Origin of the sequence: Stenotrophomonas maltophilia (assembly GCF_002799245.1) — a bacterium.
GTDB classification, from domain to species: Bacteria; Pseudomonadota; Gammaproteobacteria; order Xanthomonadales; family Xanthomonadaceae; genus Stenotrophomonas; species Stenotrophomonas maltophilia_S.
Genome location: NZ_NEQV01000005.1, coordinates 357,301 through 384,238 on the forward strand (window position 1 = coordinate 357,301; position 26,938 = coordinate 384,238).

The 26,938-nt window shown below is 68.4% G+C and carries 28 protein-coding genes; 25 read left to right on the plus strand and 3 right to left on the minus strand.

Annotation, left to right across the window (positions count from 1 at the left end):
- Positions 1 to 25 precede the first annotated feature (25 nt).
- The 5 genes from B9Y64_RS16555 (at position 26) to B9Y64_RS16575 (ending at position 6,168) form a co-directional block, all read left to right on the plus strand.
- Positions 26 to 3,130, plus strand: a complete 3,105-nt coding sequence (locus tag B9Y64_RS16555; protein WP_100441639.1) for a response regulator — start codon at positions 26 to 28, stop codon at positions 3,128 to 3,130.
- On the plus strand, positions 3,127 to 3,951 hold the full coding sequence (locus tag B9Y64_RS16560) for a CheR family methyltransferase (RefSeq protein WP_100441640.1): 825 nt from the start codon (positions 3,127 to 3,129) through the stop codon (positions 3,949 to 3,951). Before B9Y64_RS16555 ends, B9Y64_RS16560 begins: the two co-directional genes overlap by 4 nt.
- Positions 3,951 to 4,526 (plus strand): chemotaxis protein CheB, encoded by a 576-nt coding sequence (locus B9Y64_RS16565; protein WP_100441641.1) that lies wholly within the window; start codon positions 3,951 to 3,953, stop codon positions 4,524 to 4,526. The genes B9Y64_RS16560 and B9Y64_RS16565 overlap by 1 nt, the downstream gene beginning before the upstream one ends.
- Positions 4,523 to 5,656 carry a hybrid sensor histidine kinase/response regulator gene (locus tag B9Y64_RS16570; protein ID WP_100441642.1) on the plus strand — a complete coding sequence of 378 codons (1,134 nt, stop codon included), beginning with the start codon at positions 4,523 to 4,525 and terminating at the stop codon, positions 5,654 to 5,656. Before B9Y64_RS16565 ends, B9Y64_RS16570 begins: the two co-directional genes overlap by 4 nt.
- 83 nt (positions 5,657 to 5,739) lie before the next feature.
- Entirely contained in the window at positions 5,740 to 6,168 is a 429-nt protein-coding gene (locus tag B9Y64_RS16575; protein WP_100441643.1) for a BLUF domain-containing protein, read from the plus strand.
- A gap of 3 nt (positions 6,169 to 6,171) precedes the next feature.
- Here the strand turns inward: B9Y64_RS16575 and B9Y64_RS16580 are convergent, their stop codons facing one another.
- A complete protein-coding gene (locus tag B9Y64_RS16580; protein WP_100441644.1) occupies positions 6,172 to 6,495 on the minus strand; it encodes an ArsR/SmtB family transcription factor in 324 nt (107 codons plus the stop codon).
- 86 nt (positions 6,496 to 6,581) lie between these two features.
- Between B9Y64_RS16580 and B9Y64_RS16585 the strand changes: the two genes are divergently transcribed.
- The 3 genes from B9Y64_RS16585 to B9Y64_RS16595 all read left to right on the plus strand — a co-directional run bounded on the left by B9Y64_RS16585 (position 6,582) and on the right by B9Y64_RS16595 (position 8,549).
- Positions 6,582 to 7,019: a YeeE/YedE family protein gene (locus B9Y64_RS16585; RefSeq protein WP_100441645.1), complete on the plus strand. Its 438-nt coding sequence runs from the start codon at positions 6,582 to 6,584 to the stop codon at positions 7,017 to 7,019.
- Positions 7,016 to 7,429 (plus strand): DUF6691 family protein, encoded by a 414-nt coding sequence (locus B9Y64_RS16590; protein ID WP_100441646.1) that lies wholly within the window; start codon positions 7,016 to 7,018, stop codon positions 7,427 to 7,429. The genes B9Y64_RS16585 and B9Y64_RS16590 overlap by 4 nt, the downstream gene beginning before the upstream one ends.
- A 67-nt stretch (positions 7,430 to 7,496) precedes the next feature.
- On the plus strand, positions 7,497 to 8,549 hold the full coding sequence (locus B9Y64_RS16595) for a linear amide C-N hydrolase (protein ID WP_100441647.1): 1,053 nt from the start codon (positions 7,497 to 7,499) through the stop codon (positions 8,547 to 8,549).
- On the opposite strand, the gene B9Y64_RS16600 is transcribed toward B9Y64_RS16595, so the two are convergent.
- The gene (locus B9Y64_RS16600; protein ID WP_100441648.1) at positions 8,546 to 9,355 is read right to left on the minus strand and encodes a DUF6491 family protein; all 810 of its coding nucleotides are present in this window, start codon (positions 9,353 to 9,355) and stop codon (positions 8,546 to 8,548) included. The two genes, B9Y64_RS16595 and B9Y64_RS16600, sit on opposite strands and share 4 nt — an antisense overlap.
- Positions 9,356 to 9,458: 103 nt before the next feature.
- Between B9Y64_RS16600 and B9Y64_RS16605 the strand changes: the two genes are divergently transcribed.
- The 6 genes from B9Y64_RS16605 to thrC all read left to right on the plus strand — a co-directional run bounded on the left by B9Y64_RS16605 (position 9,459) and on the right by thrC (position 16,554).
- Positions 9,459 to 10,154, plus strand: coding sequence for a helix-turn-helix transcriptional regulator (locus B9Y64_RS16605; protein ID WP_100441649.1), 696 nt, complete (start codon positions 9,459 to 9,461; stop codon positions 10,152 to 10,154).
- A gap of 360 nt (positions 10,155 to 10,514) precedes the next feature.
- Positions 10,515 to 11,465, plus strand: coding sequence for a DMT family transporter (locus B9Y64_RS16610; protein WP_100441650.1), 951 nt, complete (start codon positions 10,515 to 10,517; stop codon positions 11,463 to 11,465).
- 138 nt (positions 11,466 to 11,603) lie between these two features.
- On the plus strand, positions 11,604 to 11,738 hold the full coding sequence (locus tag B9Y64_RS22430) for a hypothetical protein (protein ID WP_265350058.1): 135 nt from the start codon (positions 11,604 to 11,606) through the stop codon (positions 11,736 to 11,738).
- Between the two features lie 84 nt (positions 11,739 to 11,822).
- The gene (thrA, locus tag B9Y64_RS16615) at positions 11,823 to 14,327 is read left to right on the plus strand and encodes a bifunctional aspartate kinase/homoserine dehydrogenase I (RefSeq protein WP_100441651.1); all 2,505 of its coding nucleotides are present in this window, start codon (positions 11,823 to 11,825) and stop codon (positions 14,325 to 14,327) included.
- A complete protein-coding gene (locus B9Y64_RS16620) occupies positions 14,324 to 15,238 on the plus strand; it encodes a homoserine kinase (protein ID WP_100441652.1) in 915 nt (304 codons plus the stop codon). The genes thrA and B9Y64_RS16620 overlap by 4 nt, the downstream gene beginning before the upstream one ends.
- A gap of 29 nt (positions 15,239 to 15,267) precedes the next feature.
- Positions 15,268 to 16,554 (plus strand): threonine synthase, encoded by a 1,287-nt coding sequence (gene thrC, locus B9Y64_RS16625; RefSeq protein ID WP_100441653.1) that lies wholly within the window; start codon positions 15,268 to 15,270, stop codon positions 16,552 to 16,554.
- A 158-nt stretch (positions 16,555 to 16,712) separates the two neighbouring features.
- Here the strand turns inward: thrC and B9Y64_RS16630 are convergent, their stop codons facing one another.
- Complete coding sequence (locus B9Y64_RS16630) at positions 16,713 to 17,465, minus strand: Crp/Fnr family transcriptional regulator (protein WP_100441654.1); 753 nt, start codon at positions 17,463 to 17,465, stop codon at positions 16,713 to 16,715.
- Between the two features lie 127 nt (positions 17,466 to 17,592).
- On the opposite strand from B9Y64_RS16630, the gene hisS reads away from it, so the two are divergent.
- The 11 genes from hisS to hisIE all read left to right on the plus strand — a co-directional run bounded on the left by hisS (position 17,593) and on the right by hisIE (position 26,900).
- Positions 17,593 to 18,990, plus strand: coding sequence for a histidine--tRNA ligase (gene hisS, locus B9Y64_RS16635; RefSeq protein ID WP_100441655.1), 1,398 nt, complete (start codon positions 17,593 to 17,595; stop codon positions 18,988 to 18,990).
- Entirely contained in the window at positions 18,990 to 19,283 is a 294-nt protein-coding gene (locus B9Y64_RS16640; protein WP_100441656.1) for a hypothetical protein, read from the plus strand. Before hisS ends, B9Y64_RS16640 begins: the two co-directional genes overlap by 1 nt.
- Before the next feature lie 199 nt (positions 19,284 to 19,482).
- The gene (locus tag B9Y64_RS16645) at positions 19,483 to 19,791 is read left to right on the plus strand and encodes a YerC/YecD family TrpR-related protein (protein ID WP_005416326.1); all 309 of its coding nucleotides are present in this window, start codon (positions 19,483 to 19,485) and stop codon (positions 19,789 to 19,791) included.
- Between the two features lie 34 nt (positions 19,792 to 19,825).
- Positions 19,826 to 20,737, plus strand: coding sequence for an ATP phosphoribosyltransferase (gene hisG / locus B9Y64_RS16650; RefSeq protein ID WP_100441657.1), 912 nt, complete (start codon positions 19,826 to 19,828; stop codon positions 20,735 to 20,737).
- Positions 20,734 to 22,029: a histidinol dehydrogenase gene (gene hisD / locus B9Y64_RS16655; protein WP_100441658.1), complete on the plus strand. Its 1,296-nt coding sequence runs from the start codon at positions 20,734 to 20,736 to the stop codon at positions 22,027 to 22,029. The genes hisG and hisD overlap by 4 nt, the downstream gene beginning before the upstream one ends.
- Complete coding sequence (hisC, locus tag B9Y64_RS16660; protein WP_100441659.1) at positions 22,026 to 23,120, plus strand: histidinol-phosphate transaminase; 1,095 nt, start codon at positions 22,026 to 22,028, stop codon at positions 23,118 to 23,120. Before hisD ends, hisC begins: the two co-directional genes overlap by 4 nt.
- A complete protein-coding gene (gene hisB / locus B9Y64_RS16665) occupies positions 23,117 to 24,190 on the plus strand; it encodes a bifunctional histidinol-phosphatase/imidazoleglycerol-phosphate dehydratase HisB (RefSeq protein ID WP_100441660.1) in 1,074 nt (357 codons plus the stop codon). The genes hisC and hisB overlap by 4 nt, the downstream gene beginning before the upstream one ends.
- Positions 24,187 to 24,789, plus strand: a complete 603-nt coding sequence (gene hisH, locus B9Y64_RS16670; RefSeq protein ID WP_049471324.1) for an imidazole glycerol phosphate synthase subunit HisH — start codon at positions 24,187 to 24,189, stop codon at positions 24,787 to 24,789. The genes hisB and hisH overlap by 4 nt, the downstream gene beginning before the upstream one ends.
- The gene (hisA, locus tag B9Y64_RS16675) at positions 24,786 to 25,520 is read left to right on the plus strand and encodes a 1-(5-phosphoribosyl)-5-[(5-phosphoribosylamino)methylideneamino]imidazole-4-carboxamide isomerase (protein ID WP_100441661.1); all 735 of its coding nucleotides are present in this window, start codon (positions 24,786 to 24,788) and stop codon (positions 25,518 to 25,520) included. Before hisH ends, hisA begins: the two co-directional genes overlap by 4 nt.
- A complete protein-coding gene (gene hisF / locus B9Y64_RS16680; protein WP_100441662.1) occupies positions 25,514 to 26,290 on the plus strand; it encodes an imidazole glycerol phosphate synthase subunit HisF in 777 nt (258 codons plus the stop codon). Before hisA ends, hisF begins: the two co-directional genes overlap by 7 nt.
- Positions 26,280 to 26,900, plus strand: coding sequence for a bifunctional phosphoribosyl-AMP cyclohydrolase/phosphoribosyl-ATP diphosphatase HisIE (hisIE, locus tag B9Y64_RS16685; protein ID WP_100441663.1), 621 nt, complete (start codon positions 26,280 to 26,282; stop codon positions 26,898 to 26,900). The genes hisF and hisIE overlap by 11 nt, the downstream gene beginning before the upstream one ends.
- The last annotated feature ends 38 nt before the right edge of the window (positions 26,901 to 26,938 follow it).

The window sequence follows — 26,938 nt, forward strand, 5'->3', positions numbered from 1 at the left end:
CCTTTTTCTTCTGGAACCGACCTGCATGCGTCCTGGTGCGACTGCGCGTGACCGCTGGATCTGGATGACCTCTGCCGTGCTGCTGGCCATTACCATCGCGCTGGAACTGGTGGTGCCGCTGGGATACGCGGTCTGGCTGGCCTATTTCCTGGCCGTGGGCGTCACGGTGTTCCAACGCAGTGCGCGCGCGCCGTTCGTGGTCGCGGTGATCGCCTGCGTGCTGCTGGTGATCGGCTTCAACGTGGCGCCGGCCAGCAACAATTCGTCGTTCTCGTTCGTCAACCGCACCATTGGTGGCTGCGCCTTCCTGATGATCGCGCTGATCGTCTCACGCGCGATCCAGGCCCGGCGCCAGGCGATGCGCGCACTCTGGCTGCAGGAGGCCGAGAACGCGGTGGCGATGAGCCTGCGCGGCGACCTCGGGCCGGAGCAGATCGCCGAAGCCTCGGCTGCGAGCCTGGCCGGCCAGCTGGATGCCGATGTGGGGGCGGTCTATCGGCTGGAAGGTGGGCGGTTGCAGTTGACGGGGGGCATGGCGCTGCCCTCTGGCACTCCGGCGTCGCTGGCCCTGCAGGAAGGGCTGGCCGGGCAGGTGGCGCGTGATGAGCGGATCCGCCACCTGTATGGCGATGACGCAGCCGTCCTGGACCTGCAGACCAGCCTGGGCCGGCTGCCGGTGCGCGAGCGCATCCTGGCGCCGATCAGCAGCGACGGCGCCGTGGTCGGTGTGATCGAGCTGGGGCGGGCACGCATCGGCGGGCAGCGCAGTCTCGATGACGAGCTGCTGGAGCGCTGCGCCGAAACGATCGGCATGGCGCTGCGCGCCTCGTTGCTGCGTGCTCAGCTGGTGGTGCTGCTGGAGGAATCACAGCGGCAGGGCGAGGAGCTGCAGGCCCAGCAGGAAGAGCTGCGCGTGGCCAATGAGGAGCTGGAGGAACAGAGCCGCAGCCTGATGCAGTCGCAGGGGCACCTGGAGCAGCAGCAGGCCGAGCTGGAACAGAGCAATGTGCAGCTGGAAGAGCGGACGCACGAGCTTGAGGCGCAGAAGCAGGCGCTGCTGGTCGCACAGAGCCAGCTGGTGCGCAACAGCAACGAACTGGCCGCGACCTCGCGCTACAAGTCCGAGTTCCTGGCCAACATGTCACACGAGCTGCGCACCCCGCTGAACAGCTCGCTGATCCTGGCCAAGCTGCTGGCCGACAACAAGGACGGCACGCTCACTGCGGAACAGGTGAAGTACGCGCGCGCGATCCTGTCGTCCAACAACGACCTGCTGGCGTTGATCAACGACATCCTGGACCTGTCGCGCATCGAGGCCGGCCATGTCGAGCTGGCCGATGAAGTGGTGGTGGTGGACAGCGTCCTGCAGCGCCTGCGCGAGACCTTCGAGCCGATGGCGCGGCAGAAGGGCCTGGTCCTGCAGATCGAAGCCGATGCGCTGGCGCCGGGCCAGATGGTTGCCGACAACCAGCGCCTGCAGCAGATCCTGAAGAACCTGCTGGCCAACGCGCTGAAGTTCACCGAGCACGGCAAGGTCAGCCTGCACGTGCGGGCGGGCGGCAACGGTCGCATCCGCTTCGAGGTCTGCGACACCGGCATCGGGATTGCCCGCGAGCAGCTGCAGGTGATCTTCGAGGCGTTCCGCCAGGCCGATGGCAGCACCCGCCGCCGCTACGGTGGCACCGGCCTGGGCCTGTCGATCTCGCGTGACCTGGCCGAGCGCATGGGTGGTGGCATCCAGGTCGACAGTGAGCCGGGCCGTGGCAGCTGCTTCATTCTGGAATTGCCGCTGCAGGGTGCGCCTGCGCTGCAATCGGACCAGGCGCCCGCTGCTGCCATCGCAGCGCCGGCGACCATGCCTGTGGCCGCGCCTGCTGCCGCAGCTCCGGCCATCGCCCCCGCCGTCGTCGCTGCAGCGGCCAGCGTGGTTGATGATCGTGGCCGGCGCCAGCGTGCAGGCCGGCTGATCCTGGCCGTGGAAGACGACGCCACCTTCGCCGAAGCGCTGGTGGTGCTGGCCCACGAGCTGGACTTCGACTGCGTGGTGGCCAGCACGGCGGAAGAAGCGCTGGCACTGGCCAGCGAGCTGCGCCCGAACGGTATCCTGCTCGATATCGGCCTGCCCGATGTGTCCGGCCTGAGCGTGCTGGAGCGCCTGAAGCGCAATCCGGACACCCGCCACATTCCGGTGCACGTGGTTTCGGCGATGGAACGCGGCCAGGTTGCACGCGAACTGGGCGCGATCGGTTTTGCGATCAAGCCGACCACGCGCGAGCGGCTGGTGACGGCCATCGAGCAGCTGGAACAGACCAGCCAGCGCGACATGCGGCGCCTGCTGATCGTGGAGGACGACAGCGAGCTGCGCCACAACCTGGAACTGCTGCTGGGCCGCGATCAGCTGCAGATCGTCGCGGTGGGCACCCTGGCCGGCGCGCTGGAACAGCTCAGTACGGTCACCTTCGACTGCATGGTGATGGACCTGTCGCTGCCCGATGGCAGTGGCTATGACCTGCTCGAGCACATGGCCGGCAACGATGACGTCGGCTTCCCGCCGGTGATCGTCTACACCGGCCGCGCGCTCAGCCGCGAGGAAGAGCAGCGCCTGCGCCGCTATTCCAAGAGCATCATCATCAAGGGCGCGCGTTCGCCCGAGCGCCTGCTGGATGAAGTGACCCTGTTCCTGCACAGCGTCGAGGCCAGCCTGCCAACCGACCAGCAGCGCCTGCTGCGCGAGGCACGCCGCCGTGACACCGTGCTCGATGGCCGTACCGTGCTGCTGGCCGAGGACGATGTGCGCAACATCTTCGCGCTGTCCAGCGTGCTGGAACCCCTCGGTGTGACGCTGGAGATCGCGCGCAATGGCCAGGAAGCGGTTGATCGCCTGGCCGAGCGCGAGGTCGATCTGGTGCTGATGGACATCATGATGCCGGAGAAGGACGGCCTGGCCGCGATGCGCGAAATCCGCGCGCAGCGCCACCTGCAGGACCTGCCGATCATCGCGCTGACCGCCAAGGCCATGCCGGACGACCGTGAGCGTTGCCTGCAGGCCGGTGCCAACGATTACATCGCCAAGCCCATCGATGTCGACAAGCTGGTCTCGCTGTGCCGTGTCTGGTGCTCGCGGCAATGAACGAGCAGGCGCTGTTCGACCTGGAACTGAAAGTGCTGCTGGAAGCGCTGTACCAGCGCTATCACTATGATTTCCGCAGCTACGCGGTGTCGTCGCTGCGGCGGCGCATCCGCCAGGCCATGCAGCGCTATGAGTGCGAGCGGCTGGCCGACCTGCAGCACCGCCTGCTGCACGAGCCGGACCTGTTCGCGCAGGCGATGCAGTTCTTCACCGTGCAGGTTTCGGAGATGTTCCGTGACCCGGCCTACTTCCGCGAGCTGCGCGAGCAGGTGGTGCCGGTGCTGCGCACGTACCCGTCGGTGAAGCTGTGGGTGGCCGGCTGCAGTACCGGCGAAGAGGTGTGGTCGCTGGCGATCCTGCTGCACGAGGAAGGCCTGCTCGAACGCAGCATCGTCTATGCCACCGACATCAATCCGGCAGCGCTGGCCACCGCCGAAGCCGGCGCCTATGGCATCGACCGGATGGCCCAGTTCAGCCGCAACTACCTGGCGGCCGGTGGCATCGCATCGCTGTCCGACTATTACGCCACGGCCTACGATGGCGCGGTGTTCGATCGCCAGCTGCGCCGCAACGTGGTGTTCGCCGACCACAGCCTGGCCACCGACACGGTGTTCTCCGAAGTGCACCTGGTGTCGTGCCGCAACGTGCTGATCTATTTCAACCGCGATCTGCAGGACCGCGCGGTGGGCCTGTTCCGTGAGGCGCTGGTGCATCGCGGTTTCCTTGGCCTGGGCAGCAAGGAGTCGCTGCAGTTCGGGCAGCACCACGATGCCTTCGAGGTCTGCTCGCGTGAGCATCGCCTGTACCGGAAAGTCGCCTGATGAGCCTGCCCCTGCGCCCGGCCGTGCTGGTGATCGGCGCCTCCGCAGGTGGGGTCGCGGCGTTGCAGGCAGTGCTCGGTGCGCTGCCGGTGACGCTGCCGGCGCCTGTGCTGGCGGTGCTCCACCTGCCGCGCGACCGTACCAGCCGCATCGCCGAAGTGCTTGCACCGTACTGCGCGCTGCCGGTACGCGAGGCCGAAGACAAGCAGCCGCTGCAGCGTGGCACGGTGACCTTCGCGCCACCGGACTATCACCTGCTGGTGGAAGACGTCGGTTCGCTGGCGCTGTCGGTGGACGCACCGGTGCTGTTTTCGCGCCCGGCCATCGATCCGCTGTTCGAATCGGCTGCGGCCGTCTTCGGCGCCCAGGTGCTGGCCCTGTTGCTGACCGGTGCCAGCAGCGACGGTAGTGAAGGCGTGGCCGCGGTGCGCGCCGCCGGCGGCCGCGCCTGGCTGCAGTGTCCCGAGGAAGCCGAGGCATCGATGATGCCGGCCTCCGCCCTGCAGCACGCTGGCGCCGATGCCGTGCTGCCCCTCGCATTGATGTGCCGTCGCCTGAAGGAGTTGTTTGCATGAACCTGCTGCCACCGGACCCTGCGCAGTCGCAGACCCCGGTCAACCTGCTGATCGTCGATGACGTGCCGCAGAACCTGGTGGCCATGAACGCGCTGCTGCAGCGCGAGGGCGTGAATCTGCTGCTGGCGGACTCGGGCGCACAGGCGCTGGAGCTGCTGCTGGAGCATGAAGTCGCACTGGCCCTGCTCGACGTGCACATGCCGGAGATCGATGGCTTCACCCTGGCCGAGCTGATGCGCGGTTCGCATCGCAGCCGGGATGTGCCGATCATCTTCCTGACCGCCTCGCCGGACGATCCGGTGCGCGCGTTCAAGGGCTACGAAACCGGCGCGGTCGACTTCCTGCACAAGCCGGTGGCACCGCAGGTGATCCTGGGCAAGGTCAACGTTTTCATCGAGCTCTACCAGCAGCGCCAGCTGCTGAAGGCGCGCAACGAGGCGCTGGAGCGTTCGCTCAAGCTCAACGAAACGATGGCGGCCGTGCTCACCCACGATCTGCGCACGCCGCTGTCGGCGATCCTGCTGTGTGCCGACAAGCTGGCGCTGGAGCTTCCTGCGGACAATGCCGGTGCGCAGCAGACCCTGAAGTACCTGGAAGCCAGCACCCTGCGCATGGCGCGCATGGTCGAGCAGCTGCTGGACTTTTCGCGGATCCGCAGCGGCGGCCTGCGCCTGCAGGCCGGTGCCTGTGATTTGGCGGAGGTCACCCGTGCGGTGGTGGCCGAGGCGGGCAGTGCCCACGGCCACGCACGGGTGCATCTGGACACGCAGGGCGATACCCGCCTGCAGGGCGATCTGGATCGGCTGGGCCAGGTCGCCGCGAACCTGGTCGGCAACGCGCTCACCCATGGCAGCGAGGCGAGGGTGGAGGTGGACGGCCGTGATCCCCGCAGCGTGCTGTTGCGGGTGAGCAACGCCGGCCGGATCGATGACGCGCTGCTGCCGCGCCTGTTCGAGCCGTTCAAGGCCAGCTTCCACCCCAGCAATGGCCTGGGGCTGGGCCTGTACATCGTCGATCAGTTCGTCCGCGCCCACGGTGGCCACATCGGCGCGCGCAACGAAGAAGGGCAGGTGGTGTTCGAAGCGACCTTGCCGCGGCGCGGTGAAAGCCCGGGGAACGCAGCAAACTGAATTCTTCAGCAAACGTGCCGCGGATCTGAGACGGGCTCGTCCGCAACTGCTACCGTGGCGGCACATATTGCCAAGGAAGCACCATGCCACTGCGTGCGATCGCCTATGTCAGCAGAGCGCTGCCTGACCTGTCCATCGAACGGCTGCAGGCGCTGGTCGACGATGCGGCCCGCTTCAACAAGATGGCCGGCGTGACCGGCGTGCTGCTGCACGACGGCGGGCGATTCCTGCAGTACATCGAAGGGCCGCCGGACGGCATCGATTCGGTCTACGAACGCATCCTGCAGGCCGGCAGCCATATCGACATCATCGAACTGGCGCGTGGCCGCCTGGGCCAGCGCCAGTTTCCGTACTGGTCGATGCGCGCGTTGCCGGTGGAGGGGGCGCTGCTGCGCCAGCTGTCATCCAGCGACTGGTCGGGTTTCACCCGTGCCCTGGAGGGCGATCGCTCCGCGCCGACGCCGGTGGATCTGCTCGACAACGTCGTGCAGCCAGTACTGCACGCCGGCTGAGCATCAACGCGAGGTGCCGCCGCCGCAGTAGGCGGCATGCAGCGCCTGCAGCACGCCCAGTGCCGGCCCCTCAAGCACCCGGTAGTGGATGGCCTGCGCTTCGCGCCGGGTCGCCACGATGTCCAGTTCGCGCAGCACGGCCAGGTGCTGGGACAGCGCCGATGCGCTCAATCCGGTCAGCGCCTGCAGCTCCGGCACCGGCGCTTCGCCTTCGACCAGGCGGCACAGCACGCGCAGGCGGGCAGGGTGGGCCAGGCTTTTGAGCAGGGCAGCGGCCTGCGCGGCGTGCTTGGCCATCGCGGCACTGTCGAGTGCGGTGCGTGGCATGGTTGAACTTTGTATTTAGAAGGCGCTAATTTAGAAAAGTCTAAATTAAAAGGCAAGTCGATGGACGCATTGAGCGGAGGCCGGCCATGAGCCTGCCCTGGGCTGCTGTGGCGGGTGGGGCGCTGATCGGCGCCGCCGTGGTGCTGTTGCTGGCTACCACCGGGCGTGTCGCGGGTATCAGCGGCATCGCTGCCGGCAGCCTGCGTGCAGGGCTGGGTGAGCGCGGCTGGCGCTGGGCGTTCCTGCTCGGCCTGCTTGCCGCCGCCGCAGCTGTGTTGTGGTGGCAGGCGCCGTCGGGGCAGTCTCCGCGTGCGTTGCTGCGCGATGCCCTGCCGGCCTGGCAGCTGGTGGGCGCCGGCGTGCTGGTGGGCTTTGGCACACGCCTGGGTAATGGCTGCACCAGTGGGCATGGCGTGTGCGGCATGGCGCGGGGCTCGAAACGGTCGCTGCTGGCGGTGCTGGTGTTCATGGCCTGCGCAATGCTGGCCACGTTCCTCATCCGCCACGGCGGAGGACTGGCGTGAGCCGCCCGGTTGCGGCCGCCGCGGTGGCCGGGGCACTGTTCGGCGCGGGGCTGGCGCTGTCGGGCATGACCGACGCGCGGCGGGTGCTCGGCTTCCTCGACATCACGGGTGACTTCGATCCCACGTTGATGTGGGTGCTGGGCTCGGCGCTGCTGGTCAGCGCGGTCGGCCAGCGCTGGGTGCTGCGACGACGGCAGCCGCTGTACGCGAACCGCTTCCAGTTGCCTGCTGCCCGTGGTGTCGATGTACGCCTGCTGCTGGGCGCGGCGTTGTTCGGCATCGGTTGGGGCTGGGCAGGCTATTGCCCCGGCCCGGCCATCGCCGGGTTGGCGGTGGCATCGCGTGAAGCGCTGTGGTTCGTACCGGCGATGCTTGCAGGATTCTGGCTGCACGACCGCTTCGTCCGCTGAGGCTTCACCCCTGTGTCACCCCCCTTGGGGTCCTATCCACGCATCACGGGGAAAGGAGCGCAATGACATGGCACGGATGAAGTGGATGGGGAGGGCGACGCTGTTGGTTGCGCTGGCGGCGGCGATGGCACCGGTACTGGCCTGCACGCGCGCGGTGTACCTGGGTGACAACGGTGATGTGATCACCGCGCGCTCGATGGACTGGAAGGTCGATGTGGCGACCAACCTCTATGTGCTGCCGCGCGGCATCGCACGCACCGGCCAGGCCGGTCCGAAGTCGCTGGCCTGGACCGCACGTTATGGTTCGGTGGTGGCGACCGGCTACGACGTGTCGACCACCGATGGCATGAACGAGAAAGGCCTGGTGGCCAACCTGCTGTGGCTGGTCGAATCGGAATATCCGCAGCAGCGCGGCAACAAGCCGGGCCTGGCCATATCGCTGTGGGCGCAGTACGTGCTGGACAACTTCGCCACCGTAGACGAGGCGGTCGCAGCGTTGAAGCGCGAGCCGTACTCGATCGTCACCGACAAGGTGCCGGGCGAAGACCGTCAGGCCACGCTGCACCTGTCGCTGTCCGATGCCAGCGGCGACAGTGCCATCGTCGAGTACATCGGCGGTCGCCAGGTGATCCACCATGACCGGCGCTACCAGGTGATGACCAATTCCCCGATCTTCGAACAGCAGCTGGCGCTCAACAGCTACTGGCAACAGATCGGCGGCACGGTGATGCTGCCGGGTACCAACCGCTCCGCCGACCGTTTCGCGCGCGCCTCGTTCTACATCAACGCCATTCCCAAGGCCGAAGATCCGGTGGTGGCGCTGGCCAGTGTGTTCAGCGTGATCCGCAACACCTCGGTGCCGTATGGCATCACCACGCCGGGCGAGCCGAACATCTCATCCACGCGCTGGCGCACGGTGGCCGATCACAAGCGGCGGTTGTACTTCTTCGAATCGGCACTGACCCCGAACACCTTCTGGGTCGATCTGAACAAGGTCGATTTCGGCGGCAAGGTGCTCAAGCTCGATCTCGGCCCGGACCAGCGCAATACCTTCGCTGGCGATGCACTGGGCCACTTCGTGCCCAGCGCACCGTTCGCATTCCTCGGCGTCGACGGTTAGCGCGACGCCTGGTCGGGCAGGTCCTTCGGATAGACGGCCAGCACGCCACAGCTTGGGCGGGCGAAGCGCGGCGTGCTGGCGCGAAGGTCTTCACCGCCGAATGGAGAGGGCAGCATGACCATGCGGTCACCGGGGTTGCCGCAGATCAGGCCGTTGCCAAAGCCGGATTCGAAGTTCACTTCCTGCGCACCGGCCAGGATCGAGCAGCTGCCGGCCAGTTCGACCCGGTAGTAGCGGATGCCGCCATTGCGGCGTGGGTTGGTTTCCACCACCACGCCCTGCGAATCTTCGCTCCAGCTGCGCACATGGCGGGTGGCGAAGCAGAACGCCGGCGAGGTCTGGAAGGTGTGGCGCGGGCTGTCGCCGCCGCGGGTCGGCTTGCCCTTGGCGGTCACGTCCACGCGCGGCAGGGTGGACGCATACAGGCGGCCGCTCTGGCGTGCGGTGCTTGCGAACTCGCGGTTGTCGATGGGCGTGACGCTGCCGACATCGCAGCGGCGGCCATCCACCACCACCTGTTCACTGGGCCGCCCGCAGGCCCAGCCTGACGGTGCCTCCAGGCGCAGGGCGCTGGCTTCGTTGATGCCCGGGCAGGCTGCGGTGAAATCGATGCGGTAGGCCTGGCCCCTGCCATCACGGACCGCCATGGCGGCAGGCGTCTCCTGCTCGACCTGGCGCACGTCACGCGCATCCAGGCAGTGCTGCGCAGGTGCGATGCGGCCGGTGGCCGGCGCCGTGGTTGGGGCCTGGGCTTGCGCAGCCAGGGGGAAGACGCTGGCCAGTGCCAGCGGAAGCACTCGGATCATGCTGTTCACCTTGCCATCCCTGCGTCTGGAACTGGCTGGAACATAGCATGGCTGGCGCGCGGCGCGCGTTGCAGGGAAATGTCAGCACGCGCACACTCGTCATATGGGCGCGATCTTCCACCTGCGGCACTACAGCCAGGCCACCGGCCTGGACCGCCACGACTATGCGCAGTGGGTGCTGCCGCTGCAGGGCGAGCTGCAGTTCGAGATGGAAGGCCGCGGTGGCCGCCTGGACCTGCTGCAGGGGGCGTTCGTCGCGGCTGGTGAAGCGCATGACCAGATGGCCGACGGCCCCAATGGTTTCGTGATCGTGGATTGCGCGCCGGGCGTGCTCGATGACGGCACCCAGGAACACCTGTGCCGCCAGCGCTGGCTGCACCTGCCACTGGCGCTGCGGCAGCGCCTGGCCCAGGTGCGTGAGGGCCAGCCTTTGCCACCCCTCCTGCCACAGCTGCTGCAGGTGTTTGCACCGGCGGGCAGCGGCGCGCGCATGCAGGGCCTGTGCGCGGCGGTGCAGGTCGATCCCGGCCAGGCCTGGCCGGTAGCGCGCATGGCTGGCTTTGTCGGTGTCAGCGAGAGCCGGTTGCACGCGTTGTTCCAGCGCGAGTTCGGGCTGAGCCCGCAGGCTTGGCTCAGCGCGTGCCGTCTGCGTTGGGCCAAGCATCAGCTGCGCACCAGCGCCGCGCCGATCAGCGATATTGCGCTGGCCGCAGGCTATTCCGAGCAGAGCGCGCTGACCCGTGCGCTGCGCCGCGAGTGCGGGCAGACGCCAGCCGCGTGGCGCAGGGGCAGCGACTGATCTGTAGAGCCGAGCCCATGCTCGGCTGCTTTGTGCGTTGCCCTGTAGAGCCGAGCCCATGCTCGGCTGCTTTGCGCGTCACGCCGTAGAGCCGAGCCCATGCTCGGCTGCTCCCGCAACAAAGAGCAGCCGAGCATGGGCTCGGCTCTACAAAGGCAATCATGCAGCCGAGCATGGGCTCGGCTCTACAAAGGCAATCGTGCAGCCGAGCATGGGCTCGGCTCTACAAAGGCAATCGTGCAGCCGAGCATGGGCCCGGCTCCACGGATCAGTGGCCGTGCAGGGCAATAGCCTCGGTCAAGAGCGCCGTGCTGCCAGCGCTTACACTGCGCGGCCCGTTCTCTCCCCCGAACAACCCGAATGCGCAACAATCCGATGGCCCTTGGCATCGCCAATGGCGTTGCCGCCGGTGCGCTGTGGGGCGTGGTCTTCCTCGCGCCCGCCGTGCTGCACTCGTTCAACGCCCTGCAACTGTCCGCCGGTCGTTATCTGGTTTACGGCCTGATTGCCGTCGCCCTGCTGCTGCCGCGCTGGAAGCGGCTGGCACCGCGGCTGGGCCGTGCCGAATGGTTCGGCCTGCTGTGGTTGAGCCTGGCCGGCAACCTGGTGTACTTCCTGTTGCTGGCCACCGCCGTGCAGTGGGCCGGTGGCGCTGCGGCATCGCTGATCGTGGGCCTGATTCCGGTGGTGGTCACCCTGGTCGGCGTGCGCGAGCAGGGCGCAGTGCCTCTGAAGCAGCTGCTGCCGGCACTGGGCCTTTGCGTGCTGGGGGTCGCCCTGGTCGGCTGGGAGTCGCTGATGTCTGAACATCTGGCCACGCCGTGGCGCCAGCGGGTGATCGGACTGCTGTGCGCGTTTGCAGCGCTGTTTTCGTGGGCGCTGTACTCGATCGGCAACAGCCGCTGGCTGGCGCGCAGGCCGGATCTGTCCAGCCATGACTGGTCGCTGCTGACCGGCGTCACGACCGGCGGCCTGGCCCTGCTGCTGGTGCCGATGGCCTTCATTGGCCACACCGGTAGCCATACGACGGCACAGTGGGGTGGCTTCTGGGCGATCAGCGCCGGCGTGGCGGTGATCGCCTCGATCCTCGGCAACGCGTTCTGGAACCGCGCCAGCCGCCTGCTGCCGTTGACCCTGACCGGCCAGATGATCGTGTTCGAGACGCTGTTCGCGCTGCTGTATGCCTTTGCCTGGCAGCAGCGCTGGCCCTCGCTGCTGGAAGCGCTGGCGATCGTGTTCCTGGTGGCCGGCGTGATGCTGTGCGCGCATGCCCATCGCACGCCACGGGCGATCTCCGAACATGCCGGCTGATTGCGCCCGTCAAGCGTGCTGATGCCGGCTTGGTCTCAGTTGCAACCAAATGCCCGCACGTTGGCCGATGATCGCGGCAGCAGATTTTTGCATCGCAGCACTTGACAGCGGCCCGGCGCACAGTGTTTTCTGTGCGCCATGGTCCTTGATGCCGCCCACGCCAGCCTGATCGCCCCCGCCACTGCGGGCCGTTCGACTGCGCCGGTCGCCATCACCACCATTACCACCACCACCGCCACCACTGCCCTGGTGCGGCCCGTCGTCTTCGTGTAACTCCCGAAAACCACGGCCCCGCACCATCCAGGTGGCGGGGAAACTCGACACCTGCATGCGACGGGGCCTCCTACCGAGGTCTGCATGTCTTCCCACGCCCCCGCCCATCCCATTGCCCCGGCCGATCTGGCTGCGCCGTCCACTGTCGTGCACAAGTTCGGTGGCACCTCGGTGGCCGATGCCGAACGCTATCGCCATGTTGCCGGCCTGCTGCTGGCCCGCCCCGAATCGCTGCAGGTCACTGTCGTCTCGGCGATGAAGGGCGTCACCGACGCGCTGATCGAACTGGCGCAGCTGGCAGCGAAGGGCGACGAGGGCTGGCGCGAGGCCTGGCATGCCCTGCGCGCGCGCCATCGTGGTGCCGCCGTGGCGCTGCTGGGCGAGCAGGTGGGTGAAACCGTGGAGTGGATCGACGCGCGCTTCGAGCAGCTGGCGGAAGTGCTGGCCGCGCTGGCGGTGATCGGCGAGCTGCCGCGCGAGGTGCTGGACCGCGTGCAGGGCCTGGGCGAAGTGTTTTCCGCACAGCTGCTCGGCACCCACCTGCGTGCACTCGGGGAAGACTGTGCGGTACTCGATGCCCGCGATGTGCTGGTGGTCGGGCATGGCGAACTGGGTGTGGATGTCGATTGGGAGGCCAGCGCCGACCGCCTCGCCAAGTGGCGCCTGCAGCATCCGCAGTCGCGACTGGTCGCCACCGGTTTCGTCGCCCGTGACCGCCATGACCGCATCACCACGCTGGGGCGCAACGGCAGCGATTACTCCGGCGCGATCTTCGCAGCCCTGTTCAACGCCGATGAGCTGCACATCTGGACCGATGTCGATGGCGTGCTGTCGGCCGACCCGCGGCTGGTGCCCGAGGCCGTGCAGCTGGAGTCGCTGAGCTATGACGAGGCCTGCGAACTGGCGTATTTCGGCGCCAAGGTGGTGCACCCGCAGACCATGTCGCCGGCGATCCGCCTCGGCCTGCCGATCTTCATCCGCAATACGTTCCAGCCGGCGCATCCGGGTACGCGCATCAGCGCCGAGCGCTCGCCGCGCGGGCCGGTGAAGGGGCTGACCCTGAGCCCCGGGCTGGCCCTGCTGAACCTGGAAGGCACCGGCCTGATCGGCGTGCCGGGTACCGCCGAGCGCGTATTCGCCGCACTGCGCCAGGCGCAGGTGTCGGTGGTGATGATCTCGCAGGGCTCGTCGGAGCACTCGATCTGCTGCGTGGTGCGGGCTGCCGAAGCCGCACGTGGGCGCGAGGCGCTGCTGCACGCGTTCGCGCATGAACTGTCGGTGGGGCAGGTGCAGCGCGTGCAGGTCAGCGAGGGCGTCAGCGTGCTGGCGGCGGTCGGCGATGGCATGGCCGGCCAGCCCGGTGTTGCGGCGCGCCTGTTCGAGGCGCTCGGGCGTGCGCAGGTGAACATCCTGGCGATTGCGCAGGGTTCCTCTGAACGCAACATCTCGGTGGCGGTCGACAGCGCCGATGCCACGCGTGCGCTGCGCGCGGCACATGCCGGGTTCTGGCTGTCGCCGCAGACGTTCGCCGTCGGGGTGATCGGGCCGGGCAATGTCGGCGCCGCGTTGTTGGACCAGCTGCTGGCAGCGCGTCCGCAGCTGCTGGCCAAGGCCAATGTCGATCTGCGCCTGCGTGCGCTGGCATCGCGTTCGCGCATGCGGCTGGAAGTGGATGGCCTGCACGCCGATTGGCGAGAGGCCTTGCAGGAAGCGGGTGAGTCCAGCGATCTGGACCGGTTCACCGAACACCTGCTGGCCGCGCACCTGCCGCATGCGGTGGTGATCGACTGCAGTGGCAGCGCCGACGTGGCCGAGCGTTACGAGGGCTGGCTGGCGGCCGGCATCCACGTGGTCACTCCGAACAAGCAGGCCGGTGCCGGGTCGCTGCCACGTTACCAGCGGATCCGTGCCGCCGCGGCGGCCAGCGGCGCGCGCTTCCGCTACGAGGCCACGGTGGGTGCGGGCCTGCCGGTGATCACCACGCTGCGCGATCTGGTCGATACCGGTGACGAAGTGCTGGCGATTGAAGGCATCTTTTCCGGCACGCTGGCCTGGCTGTTCAACCGCTTCGATGGCAGCCAGCCATTCTCTTCGCTGGTCGCGCAGGCGCGGTCGATGGGCTACACCGAGCCGGATCCGCGCGATGACCTGTCCGGCGTGGACGTGGCCCGCAAGCTGGTGATCCTGGCGCGCGAGGCCGGCCACGCGCTCAGCCTGGAGCAGGTGCAGGTGGAAAGCCTGGTGCCGGCACTGCTGCGCGAGGGCAGCGTGGATGACTTCATGGCCCGGTTGGGCGAGTCCGATGCCAGCCTGCTGCAGCGGCTGCAGGACGCGCGGGCACGTGGCGCGGTGCTGCGCTACGTGGCGCAGCTGGGCGCCGACGGTGCCTCGGTGGGCCTGCAGGAGCTGCCGGCCGACCACGCCTTCGCCAACCTGCGGCTGACCGACAACGTGGTGCAGTTCCGCACCCGTCGCTACTGTGACAACCCGCTGGTGGTGCAGGGGCCGGGTGCCGGGCCGGAAGTCACGGCGGCGGGCGTGTTCGCGGACCTGCTGAGGGTGGCCGCCGGTGAAGGAGCGCGCCTGTGATCGCACGTGCGTTCGCGCCCGCCTCGGTGGCCAACGTGGCGGTGGGCTTCGACATTCTGGGTCATGCCATCGCCGGTGTCGGCGATACCGTGAGCGTGCGCCGCATCGATGAGCCGCTGGTGCGCATCGAGGCGATCCGCGGGAGTGAGGTGCCGCTGCCTCTGGAGGCTGCCGGGAACACGGCCGGCGCCGCACTGCTGTCGCTGCGCGCAGGGCTGGGCCTGGACTTCGGTTTCGCGGTGGAGATCGACAAGGGCATTCCGTTCGGCTCCGGCATGGGCGGCTCGGCGGCGTCATGCGTTGCCGCGCTGGTTGCCGCCAACGCGCTGCTGGATGCACCGCTGCCGCGTGAAGCGTTGTACCCGTTTGCGCTGGATGGCGAGGCGGTGGCCAGTGGTGGTCGCCACGGTGACAACGTGGGGCCGCTGCTACTGGGCGGGTTGGCGCTGTGCACGGCGGACCGCCTGCTGCCGATTCCGGTACCGGCCAGCTGGCACAGCCTGCTGGTGCATCCGCACGCGGTGCTGGAGACACGTCGCGCCCGCCAGGCGCTGCAGGGCAGCTATGCGCTGGCCGAGTTCGTGGCACAGAGCGCGAATCTCGCGCTGGTGCTCAGTGGCTGCCATCGCAGCGACGCCGGGCTGGTCCGCGCCGGCCTGCGTGATGTGCTGGTGGAGCCGCGACGCGCCGGCCTGATTGCGGGCTTCGGGGCAGCCCGCGATGCGGCGCTGTCCGCCCAGGCGATGGGTGCGGGCATTTCCGGTGCCGGCCCCAGCGTGTTTGCCTGGTTCGAGGATGCCGATCTCGCCCGTGCCGCTGCCACACCGGTGCAAGCCGCATTCGCGGACGCAGGCTTCGACAGCGACGCCTGGGTGTCGCCGCTGGATGCACCGGGAGCCCGGCTGTGCTGAATCCTTCCCCCTTACTGGATACCGAACCCATGCAATTTGTTTCGACCCGCGGCCAGTCCCCGGCCGTTGGCCTCAGCGCGGCCATCGCTGCAGGATTGGCGCCGGACGGCGGGCTGTATGTACCCGAAGTGCTTCCCGCGGCCCGTGAGCTGCAGGCTGGCGCAACACTGGCCGACACCGCCGCGGATCTGCTGGCGCCGTTCTTCGCCGGTGATGCGCTGGAGGCCGCGCTGCCTGCGATCTGCCACGAGGCGTTCGATTTCCCGGTGCCACTGCGTGCACTCGGCGACGGCGACCATGTGCTGGAGCTGTTCCATGGGCCGACGGCGGCGTTCAAGGATATCGGTGCGCGCTTCCTGGCCGGAACCCTGTCGCGCCTGCAGGCCGGCAAGGACCGCGACCTGACCATTGTCGTCGCCACCTCCGGCGATACCGGCGCTGCCGTGGCGGCCGCGTTCCACCGCCAGCCGGGTGTACGCGTGGTGGTGCTGTACCCGGATGGACGCGTCTCGCCGCGCCAGGCGCACCAGCTCGGTTGCTTCGGCGACAACATCCAGGCGCTGCGTGTCGCTGGTGCGTTTGACGATTGCCAGGCCATGGTCAAGCAGGCGCTGGCCGACCGCGAGCTGCAGGCCCAGGTGCCGTTGAGTTCGGCCAACAGCATCAGCCTTGGCCGCCTGCTGCCGCAGATGAGCTACTACGCACACGCGGCGTTGACCCACCATGCAACACATCGTCGCAGGCTCAACCTGGTGGTACCGACCGGTAACCTTGGCAACGCAATGGCCGCGGTGCTGGCGCGCGCGCTGGGCGTGCCGATCGGGCAGATCGTGCTGGCCACCAATGCCAATGCCGTGCTGCCGGTGTACTTCAGCGGCGGCGGCTACCAGCCGCAGGCCAGCGTGGCCACGGTGGCCAATGCAATGGACGTGGGTGCGCCCAGCAACTTCGAGCGCCTGCGCTGGCTTTACCACGGAGATGATGCCGAGCTGCGCGCTGCATTCCGCGCGTTCGCGGTGGATGACGTGACCATCCGCGCGACGATTGCGTCAGCGCATGCCAGCCGTGGCGAGCTGTTCTGCCCGCACACGGCGACCGCGGTGAAGGTGCTGCAGGACCTGCGCGCGCGTGGTGCCAAGGGTGACTGGGCGGTGGTGGCCACTGCGCATCCGGCCAAGTTCGAGGCCGTGGTCGAGCCGTTGATCGGCGGCCCGGTAGCGGTGCCGCCGGCGCTGGATGCGCTGCTGCAGCGGCCGGCGCACGCCGAACCACTGGCCGCCGACTATGCGGCGTTGCGTGAGGTGTTGATGCGCTGACCCGGAGCTGCCGGGCGATGCCCGGCGGTTCTCATGTAGAGCCGAGCCATGCTCGGCTGCTGTTCGAGATCGGCACGATGAGTCGAGCATGGCTCGACTCTACAGAAGTCGTTTGCGCATGGCGTGGAGTAACGCCGGGCTATGCCCGGCGGCGTTGCTCAGATCAACCCTTCACCGGCCAGCATGCGCAGCCCATCCTCGTCGAGGATCTCCACCACGTTCAGGTGGGGCAGGGCGATCAGCCCCTGCTGGCGCAGCTTCGTGAAGGTACGGCTGACCGTTTCCATGGTCAGGCCCAGATGGTCGGCGATATCGCCGCGGCCCATCGGCAGCGACACGCGCAGGCCGTCGCCGCCCAGCTTGGCCTCGCGTGCGGCCAGGCGCAGCAGGAAATCGGCCAGCTTTTCGGCTGGCTGCAGGCGTGCCAGTGCCAGTGCTGCATCCTGTGCGGCATCCAGTTCCTGGCAGGCACGCTGCAGCAGCTTGCGCTCCAGGTGCGGGAAACGGCTGCGCAGGGCTTTCATCTGTGGCAATGCGACGCGGCATACGCGGCTGTCAGCGATGGCCTCGATGTCGTAACGGTGATGGTCGCTGCCGCTCAGGCCCAGGTAGTCGCCGGGCAGCACGAAGCCATTGATCTGGCGGCGACCGTCGGCCAGGGTGCGCACCAGGCGCAGCGCGCCGCCGGTCAATGTATAGACATGCTGGCGTTCTTCGCCGGTGCGGGCCAGGGTACTGCCCATCGTCACCTGCTGCGAAACGGTGACCTGCTCCAGCGCCTGCACTTCATCGGGCGACAGCGCCGAGCACACCGCAAGGTGGCGAACCGAGCAGTGCAGGCAGTCCAGCGTGGCGCAGGACGGCGAGGCGGGATCGTTGGTGGCGGGCGGAGCGCCGGAAGGCCGGGACATGTTGCGTGGGCGTATCGCGGGCGGGGGAGGGCCTTATGATACTTCAAGCGGCCGTTCAACCCTGCCCGAGGCGGGGGCGCTAGAATGTCGCCCCCTCCCACGTCCCGTTCCAGCAGGAGTTCCGCCCGTGATCAAGCCCCGTACCCCGCCCGGCACCCTTGAGCTGCTGCCGCGCGAGCAGATTGCGTTCCAGCGCATGCTGGACGTCATCCGCCGCAACTACGAGCGCTTCGGGTTCCTGCCGGTGGAGACGCCGGTGTTCGAGCTGTCCGACGTGCTGCTGACCAAATCCGGTGGCGAGACCGAGCGCCAGGTGTACTTCGTGCAGTCCACCGGTGCGCTGGCCAATGCGGCCGAGTCGGGCGACCGTTCGCTGCCCGAAATGGCGCTGCGCTTCGACCTGACCGTGCCGCTGGCACGCTACGTGGCCGAGCACGAACACGAGCTGACCTTCCCGTTCCGCCGCTACCAGATGCAGCGTGTCTATCGCGGCGAGCGTGCCCAGCGCGGTCGTTTCCGCGAGTTCTACCAGTGCGACATCGACGTGATCGGCAAGGACAGCCTGAGCGTGCGTTATGACGCCGAAGTGCTGGCGGTCATCCACGCCGTGTTCTCGGAACTGCGGATCGGTGATTTCAGCATCCAGCTGAACAACCGCAAGCTGATGCGCGGCTTCTTCGAGAGCCTGGGCGTGGCCGAAGGCGAGCGCCAGCTGGCGGTGCTGCGCGAAGTGGACAAGCTGGACAAGCGCGGCGCCGATTACGTGCGCGAGACGCTGGTGGGCGAGGGCTTCAGCATCCCGGCCGAACAGGTCGAGAAGATCCTGGCGTTCGTGGCCGTGCGTTCGCAGGGCCATGCCGATGCGCTGGCGCAGCTGGCCACGCTTGAGGCAGACGCCGGCTCTTCGGAGATCCTGCGGACCGGCGTGGCCGAGCTGCGCGAAGTGCTGCAGCTGGTGCAGGCGCTGGGCGTGCCGGAAACCGCGTACTGCCTGAACTTCTCCATTGCGCGCGGCCTGGACTACTACACCGGCACCGTCTACGAGACCACGCTGACCGACCACCCGCAGATCGGCTCGATCTGCTCGGGCGGCCGCTACGAAGACCTGGCCAGCCACTACAGCAAGTCCAGGCTGCCGGGCGTGGGCATTTCCATCGGCCTGTCGCGCCTGTTCTGGCAGCTGCGCGAAGCTGGCCTGATCGATGGCATCGAGGGCAGCAGCGTGCAGGCGCTGGTGGCGCTGATGGACGAGCAGGGCATGCCGCAGTCGCTGGACATCGCGCGCCGCCTGCGCGCCGGTGGCATCAACACCGAAGTGCAGATGGAGCCGAAGAAGATCGGCAAGCAGTTCCAGTATGCGGCCAAGGCCGGCATCCGCTTCGTGGTGCTGGCCGGTGAGGACGAGCTGGCGCGCGGCGTGGTGGCGGTGAAGGACCTGCTGCGCGAGCAGCAGTTCGAAGTCTCCCGCGACGAGCTGGCCAGCACCCTGCAGGTGGAGCTGGAGCAGTCGAAGGCGATGGCGTGATGCGGGCCGCCGCAGGGGCGCTGTGCGTGCTCCTGCTGGCGGGCTGCCAGAGCGACCCGGCACTGCACAGTGCACGGATGGGTCCGGCGCAGTACCGGCTGCAGGTCGATCGCTGCCATGTGATCGATCGCGCGCAGCTGGAGGGCGACCTGCAGGCGCTGGCCGCGCGGAAGTGCCCGGCGGGCGCAGGTGCGTTGGAGAATATCCAGCCCCTGCCGAGCCGACAGGGCAGCCTGTTCGGTGAATGCCTGCGCCGCGGGGCGCTGCAGGCCGAGGTGCGCTGCCTGCCCTGAGTCGGGCCAGGTTGTTGATTTGAAAGCAGAACGCCCACCTCTGGTGGGCGTTTTTCGTTTCCAGCTGCCAGCTTCAGGGGTCAGATCCGTTTTCCGCAGGAAAACGGATCTGACCCCATGCCTTCCTGGGTTTGACGCACTGCGCAAGAATGCGCTAATGTATTAACGCGCTATTACATTGATGCATGGAAACGACCCTGTGAAAGCCCGCCCCGAGATTGCCGCCAAAGACCCAAAGGCCGACCTGGAAGCCCTTGCCCGGGCCTTTGCCGCCCTGCGCGAGCCGGAGCAGGTGGAGGCCTTCCTGCGCGACCTGTGCACCCCCGCCGAGCTGGAGGCCATGGCCGACCGCTGGAAGGTGGTGCCGCTGCTGCAGCAGGGCGTGCCGTATCGCGAGATCCACGAGCGCACCGGGGTCAGCGTGACCACCACCGGACGGGTGGCACGCACGCTCGAGCATGGCCATCGAGGCTATGCCGCCGCCATCGACCGCCTTGCTTCGCGCTGATCCGCGCCCTGTTCCGAACTTCGAGACCTTCCCCATGAGTGCAACCCAGGCAGCGCCGGCACGAGACCGGCTGCGTATCGCCATCCAGAAGAGTGGCCGGCTGGCCGAGCCCGCCCGCAACCTGCTCAGCGCCTGTGGCCTGAGCTGGCGCGAAAGCCGCGACAAGTTGTTCTGCTACGGCGAATCGCTGCCGGTGGACCTGTTGTTGGTGCGCGACGATGACATCCCCGGCCTGATCGCCGACGGCGTCTGCGACCTCGGCATCGTCGGCCGCAATGAACTGGACGAGCAGGCTGCGGCACGCCGCCAGATCGGCCTGCCCGACGCCTACCAGGCACTGCGCGGGCTGGGCTTCGGCCAGTGCCGGCTGATGCTGGCGGTGCCCGAGGAATGGCAGTGGCAGGGCCCGGCGCAGCTGGCCGGCACCCGCATCGCCACCAGCTATCCGGCCATCCTCAAGCAGTGGCTGGCCGAACAGGGCGTGGAGGCACAGGTGGTCGAGCTGTCCGGATCAGTGGAGATCGCTCCACGCCTGGGTACCGCCGACCTGATCTGCGATCTGGTCTCCAGCGGCGCCACGCTGCGGGCCAATCAGCTGACCCCGGTGCACAACCTGCTCGACAGCGAGGCGGTGCTGGCCGGCGCGGTGCGCGTGCCGGATGATGCGCGTGCATCGCTGCGCGCGATGCTGCTGCGCCGCCTCGACGGCGTGGTGCAGCGCCAGGACCGCAAGCTGCTGATGTTCCGTGCAAGCGAGGATCGCCTCGATGCGCTGTCGCAACTGCTGGCCGATGCCGAGCCGCTGGTGCGGCTGCCGGCCGATGGCGGCGCGCTGCGCCTGCAGACCATGTGCCCCGGCCCGCTGAGCTGGCAGCGCATGGAAGAACTCGAGCGCGCCGGCGCGCAGGGCCTGATGGTACTGAGCGTGGAGCGGTCGCTGGCATGAACCGTCTGATCTGGTCCCGACTTGATGAGGCCGCGCGCAGCGTGGCGTTGACCCGCCCGGTGCAGACCGTGGCGCAGCAGACCCGCGACGCGGTGGCTACGCTGATTGCACAGGTGCGTGCGCAGGGCGACGATGCGCTGCGTGCGATCACCACGCGCTTCGATGGGGTGACGCTGTCGTCCTTTGAAGTATCCGGGGCGGAATTCGCTGCCGCCGAAGCGGCGGTGCCAGCCGAGCTGCGCCAGGCGATGGTGGAAGCCGCCGAACGCATCGCCCGCTTCCACGCCGCCGGCATGGGTACCGGGTACGCCGTGGAAACCGCGCCGGGCGTGGTCTGCGAACGCATGCTGCGCCCGATCGGCCGGGTGGGCCTGTATGTGCCGGCGGGCAGCGCACCGCTGCCGTCCACCGCGCTGATGCTGGGGGTTCCGGCACAGCTGGCCGGCTGCCCGCAGGTGGTGCTGTGCACGCCGCCGCGCGCCGATGGCAGCGCGGATCCGGCGGTGCTGGTGGCTGCGCGGCTGACCGGCGTGCAGCGCGTGTTCAAGCTGGGCGGCGCGCAGGCGATCGCCGCGATGGCCTATGGCACTGTCAGCATTCCAGCCTGCGACAAGCTGTTCGGTCCAGGTAACAGCTTCGTCACCGAAGCCAAGCAGCAGGTCGCGCAGGATGGCGCCGCCGCCATCGACATGCCGGCCGGGCCCTCCGAAGTGCTGGTGATTGCCGATGCCGGCGCCAATCCGGCGTTCGTCGCCGCCGACCTGCTGTCGCAGGCCGAGCACGGCCCGGATTCGCAGGTGCTGCTGCTGACCGACGATGCCGCGATGCTGGCCGCGGTCGAGGCCGAAGTCGAGCGCCAGGTGGCCTTGCTGCCACGCCAGCAGATCGCGCGCCAGGCGCTGTCGGCCTCGCGCCTGATCCAGGTCGATTCGCTGGCTGACGCGTTCGCGATCAGCAACCGCTACGCACCGGAGCACCTGATCCTGGCCCTGCGTGATCCGCGCGCGTGGCTGGACCAGGTGCAGGCGGCTGGCTCGGTGTTCCTTGGCGACTACACCCCCGAAGCACTGGGTGACTACTGCAGCGGTACCAACCACGTGCTGCCCACCGCCGGCGCCGCGCGTGCCTACAGTGGTGTCAGCGTGGCCAGCTTCCAGAACCTGATCAGCGTGCAGAGCGCCAGCGCCGCGGGCCTGGCAGCGATCGGCGGCTGCGCGCGTATCATCGCCAGCGCCGAAGGCCTGGATGCGCATGAGCGCGCGGTCGCTGTGCGCATGGAGGTAGCGGCATGAGCGCGGATATCGACGATGTGCTGGCACTGGTGCGCCCGGATCTGCAGGCGTTTGCCGGCTACAGCTCGGCGCGCAGTGCGGCGGTGCAGGGCGAAGTCTGGTTGAACGCCAACGAGTCGGCCTGGGCCAACCCCGCCGATGCCGCCGGCAGCAGCCGGCGCTATCCCGAACCGCAGCCGTTGGCATTGCGCGAGGGCCTGGCGGCGTTGTACGGCGTGACGCCGCCGCAGCTGCTGATCGGCCGCGGCAGTGATGAAGCCATTGATCTGCTGGTGCGCGCCCTGTGCGTGCCGGGTCGCGATGGCGTGCTGGTCACACCGCCGGTGTTCGGCATGTACGCCGTCTGTGCGCGCCTGCAGGGCGCCGCGCTGATTGAAGTGCCGCTGATGGATGGCGAGGACGGCCTGTGTGCCGATCTGGAGGCGGTGATCGACACCGCCAGGGCGCGCAATGCCAAGCTGGTGTTCCTGTGCGCGCCGTCGAACCCGGGCGGCAGTGACATCGCCCTGGACGAGATCGAGCGCGTGGCGGTTGCGCTGCGCGGGCAAGCGCTGGTGGTGGTGGACGAAGCGTATGCGGAGTACGCGCAGCGCCCGTCGGCGACCACGCTGCTGGCCGCGCACGCCAACCTGGCGGTGCTGCGCACGCTGTCGAAGGCACACGCACTCGCGGCCGCTCGCATCGGCACACTGATCGCCGCACCGGAACTGGTTGCCGTGCTGCGTCGCTGCCAGGCGCCGTACCCGGTGCCGACGCCATGCGCGGAACTGGCGGTGCAGGCACTGCAGCCGGCCGCGCTGGCACGCACCGCCGAGCGCGTGGCCACGGTGATTGCCGAACGCGAACGCCTGCTGGCGGCGCTGCCAGGCCTGCCCGGCGTTCGCCGCGTGTACCGTTCTTCCGGCAACTACCTGCTGGTCCGCTTCGCCGATGCCCAGGCCGCGTTCGATACGCTGCTGGCTGCGGGCGTGGTGGTACGCGACCAGCGCGCCGCGCCGCAGCTGGGGGATGCGCTGCGCATCAGTGTCGGTAGCCCCGAAGAGAATGACCGCGTGCTTGCGGCCCTGTCGGCGCGGAGGGCCGCAGCATGACCCCGATCCTGTTCATCGACCGCGACGGCACCCTCATCGAGGAGCCGTCCGATTTCCAGATTGATGCTTACGAGAAGCTGCGCTTCGTGCCGCAGGTGATCCCGGCGCTGCTCAAGCTGCGTGATGCCGGTTACCAGTTCGTGATCGTCACCAACCAGGATGGGCTGGGTAGCGACAGCTACCCGCGTGCCAGCTTCGATGGCCCCAACGAGCTGATGCTGCAGATCTTCGAGAGCCAGGGAATCACCTTCCGTGACGTGCTGATCGACTGCAGCTGGCCGCAGGACAATGCGCCCACCCGCAAGCCGGGCATCGGCCTGATGACCGCCTACCTGCAGGACCGCAGCATCGACTGGGCGCGTTCGGGCATGGTCGGCGACCGCATCACCGACCTGCAGTTCGCCGACAATCTCAACATCCGCGGCTTCCAGCTGCGTACCGAACAGTTTGGTGGCGAGTGGGACTGGCCGGGCATCGCCCACGCGCTGGCCGACGCGCCGCGCACCGCCGTGGTCCAGCGCAACACGAAAGAAACGAAGATCCGCGTCGAACTGGACCTGGACCGCGCGGGCGATGCGCACATCTCCACCGGCCTGCCGTTCTTCGACCACATGCTGGAACAGATCGGCAAGCACGGTGGCTTCGCGCTGGACATCCGCGCCGAAGGTGACCTGCACATCGACGAGCACCACACCATCGAGGACACCGGGCTGGCCCTGGGCCAGGCGCTGCGCGAGGCGCTGGGCGACAAGCGCGGCATTGGCCGCTACGGCTTCACCCTGCCGATGGACGAGACGCTGGCCAGTGCCGCACTGGATTTCAGCGGCCGCCCGTACTTCGTGTTCGAGGGCGAGTTCAAGCGCGAGCGCGTGGGCGATATGCCGACCGAGCTGGTGCCGCATTTCTTCCGCTCGCTGTGCGATGCCAGCGGCCTGAACCTCAACCTGCAGGTGCGTGGCGACAACGACCACCACAAGGTGGAGGCCTGCTTCAAGGCGCTGGCGCGTGCCTTGCGCCCGGCGCTGGCGCGGCAGGGCACGGCATTGCCGAGCACCAAGGGGGCACTGTGAGCGACGTCGCGCTGATCGATGCTGGCGGTGCCAACCTGGGCTCGGTGCGCTACGCATTGGAGCGCCTGGGCGCGACGGTGCGGCTGGTGCGCGATGCGGACGGCCTGGCCGGTGCGCAGCGGGTGATCCTGCCCGGCGTCGGCGCCGCGGGTCCCGGCATGCAACGCCTGCACGCGCAGGGGCTGGTGGAACCGCTGCAGCGACTGGAGGTGCCGCTGATGGGTATCTGCCTCGGCATGCAGCTGCTGTTCGAGCGCTCCGAGGAAGCGGGTGTGGAGACACTGGGCCTGATTCCCGGCGTGGTGCGCAAGCTGGTGCCGGCCTGCGGCATCCGGGTGCCGCACATGGGCTGGAACCGTCTGCTGCCGCTGCGCGAATCGCTGCTGCTGCGCGGCGTGCCGGAACGCGCCAGCGCCTACTTCGTGCACAGCTATGCGGCGCCACTCAATACCCACACCGTCGCCGCCTGCGACCACGGCGGCCTGTTCACTGCCGTGGTGGAGCAGGGGCGCTACTACGGCGCGCAGTTCCATCCCGAGCGCTCCGGCGAGACCGGCTCGCTGATGCTGCGCAATTTCCTGGAGGGCACTGCTGCATGAGTTTCACTGTCTATCCCGCACTGGATATCCGTGATGGCCGCGTGGTGCGGCTGCGCCAGGGCGACTACGCGCAGGAAACCTCCTATGGCGACGATCCATTGCCACGCGCGCAGGCCTTCGCCGCGCAGGGCGCGCAGTGGATGCACCTGGTCGACCTGGATGCCGCACGTGCCGGTGGCTACACACTGGCGCCGCTGCTGGCGGCGATCCGGGCGCACACGCCGCTGCAGGTGCAGACCGGCGGTGGCGTGCGCGGCCGCGACGATGTGGCACGCATCCTCGATGCCGGCGCCGGCCGCGTAGTGGTCGGTTCGCTGGCGGTGCGCCGCCCCGATGAAGTGGTCGGCTGGCTGGAGGAATTCGGCGCCGAGCGCATCACGATTGCCCTGGACGCGCGCCAGGATGCGCAGGGACAGTGGCAACTGCCGGTGCACGGCTGGACCGAGAACGCCGGGGTGACCCTGGATGACCTGGCCCAGCGCTACGCGCGCGCCGGCATGCGCCACCTGCTGTGCACCGACATCGCCCGCGATGGCATGCTGGCCGGGCCCAACATCGGGCTCTACCAGCACCTGACGGGCCTGTTGCCGGATGTGGCGGTGCAGGCCTCCGGTGGCATCCGTGACGTGGCCGATGTGGCCGAGGCCCGTGTCGCCGGCTGTGGTGGTGCGATTCTCGGCAAGGCACTGCTGGAGCAGCGCATGGATCTGGCGGAGGCGCTGGCATGTTGAGCCGCCGCATCATTCCCTGCCTGGATGTGCGCGATGGCCGTGTGGTCAAGGGAGTGCGCTTCCGCGACCACGTCGACATGGGCGACATCGCCGAGCTGGCACAGCGCTATCGCGACCAGGGGGCGGACGAACTGGTGTTCTACGACATCGGTGCCAGCCCCGAGGCGCGCTCGGTGGACGTGGCCTGGATCGAGCGCATCGCGCGCCTGATCGATATCCCGTTCTGTGTTGCCGGTGGCATCGACAGCGTGGAAACCGCGCGCCGTGTGCTGTTTGCCGGGGCCGACAAGGTGTCGATCAACTCGCCGGCGCTGGGGCGCCCGGAGCTGATCACCGAGCTGGCCGACGAGTTCGGCGTGCAGTGCGTGGTGGTGGGTGTCGATTCGGTGCGCGAGGCCGACGGGCAGTGGCGGGTGCGCCGCTTCAGCGGCGATCCGGACAAGACCCAGGCGGTGCCGCTGCGTACCCTGGACTGGATCGTCGAAGCGCAACGGCGTAGCGCGGGCGAGATCGTGTTGAACTGCATGGACAGTGATGGCGTGCGCCGTGGCTACGATATCGTGCAGCTGCAGCAGGCGCGGGCACTGTGCCAGGTGCCGCTGATCGCCTCCGGCGGTGCCGGTGCGATGGAGCACTTCGCCGCAGCCTTCGACCAGGCCGACGTCGATGGAGCGCTGGCTGCCAGCGTGTTCCACAGCGGCGCGATCGCCATTCCGGAATTGAAGCGCTACCTGCGCGGACAGCAGATCGAGGTGCGGGATGTCTATTGAAGTCAGGCCGTCATTGGACGCATTGCAGGCGCTGGACTGGGGCAAGGGCGAAGGCCTGCTGCCGGCGGTGGTGCAGGATGCCGATACCCTGCAGGTGCTGATGCTGGGTTATGTCAGTGCCGAATCGCTGGCGGCCACGCTGGCGATCGGCCACATGACGTTCTTCAGCCGCAGCAAGCAACGGTTGTGGACCAAGGGCGAGCAATCCGGCAACGTCCTGGTGGTGCAGTCGATCAGCGTCGACTGCGATGCCGATACGCTGCTGGTGATGGCGCGCCCGGCCGGGCCGACCTGCCACACCGGTGCCGAGAGCTGTTTCGACCAGGCGCCGAAGGACTTCCTGGGCGGGCTGGGCCAGCTGGTGGCGATGCGTGAGGCGCAGCGTCCGCCGGGCAGCTACACGACGAGCCTGTTCGAAGGCGGCATCCGCCGCATCGCACAGAAGGTGGGCGAGGAGGGCGTGGAAACTGCGCTGGCGGCAGTGGCGCAGGATGATGAGGCGTTGCTGGGCGAGGCCTCGGACCTGCTGTACCACCTGCTGGTGCTGCTGCGTGCGCGCGGGCTGTCGCTGGATGATGCGCGGGCGGTGCTGGAGAAACGCCATCGTTGATGAAGGTGTGCGGACCAACGGTCCGCAGCCACCGTTGA